Raw genomic sequence first — 435 nt, 5'->3', positions numbered from 1 at the left:
GCGCGTCACCAGGAAGCCGCCGAAGATGTTGACCGACGCCAGCAGCACCGCCAGCGCGCCGAGCACGCTCGACGCCCCGATCACCGCCGGGCCCGCCGCGATCAGCGCCCCGACCACGATCACCGAGGAGATCGCGTTGGTCACGCTCATCAAGGGCGAATGCAGGGCCGGCGTCACCCGCCACACCACGTAGTAGCCGACGAAGCAGGCCAGCACGAACACCGTCAGCCCGGTCAGGAAGAAGCCGTGCTCCCCCGCCGGCACCGCGGTTGCCGCCTGCGCCTGTGCGGCCAGCGCCTGGGCCTGGTCGGCCAGGCCCCGCGCCGCCTCGGCCAGACCCTGTGCGCCCTGCGCGATATCCTCTGTCGCCATCGTCCGCTCCCCTACGCCGCCTGCTCGGCTTTGCCGCCGAAGTTCGGATGCACCGCCCGGCCT

1 protein-coding gene is annotated in these 435 nt (G+C 72.4%); it reads right to left on the bottom strand.

Annotated features, from left to right (window positions below; genetic code table 11):
* A partial coding sequence (locus FFK22_RS45025) for an NAD(P) transhydrogenase subunit alpha (RefSeq protein WP_143957051.1) occupies window positions 1-372 on the bottom strand: 372 nt, incomplete at its 3' end.
* Window positions 373-435 lie beyond the last annotated feature (63 nt).

It is taken from the genome of Mycobacterium sp. KBS0706 (assembly GCF_005938675.2).
Lineage (GTDB): Bacteria > Pseudomonadota > Alphaproteobacteria > DSM-16000 > Inquilinaceae > Inquilinus.
Note: the sequence above shows the minus strand (reverse complement) of the source record. Positions and strands in the feature narration are given on the sequence as shown.